We start from the raw sequence: 223 nt of genomic DNA on the forward strand, positions 1-223 counted from the left end.
TCCCCGGGTATGCCTCCTCCTGCCCTATGTATTCAGGCAAGGGTACCATCCCATTACGGATGGTGGGTTTCCCCATTCGGAAATCTCCGGATCAACGCTTACTTACAGCTCCCCGGAGCATATCGGTGTTAGTCCCGTCCTTCGTCGGCTCCTAGTGCCAAGGCATCCACCGTGCGCCCTTTCTAACTTAACCTAAAAGGCATTCATGTGTGTTACTTGGTTT

Annotated in this window: 1 rRNA gene; it reads right to left on the reverse strand. The window is 52.9% G+C overall.

From position 1 onward, the window contains the following. A 23S ribosomal RNA gene (locus tag ACZYRN_RS19460) occupies positions 1 to 193 on the reverse strand; the annotation flags it as partial. Positions 194 to 223 lie beyond the last annotated feature (30 nt).

This window comes from Domibacillus sp. F004 (assembly GCF_057814295.1).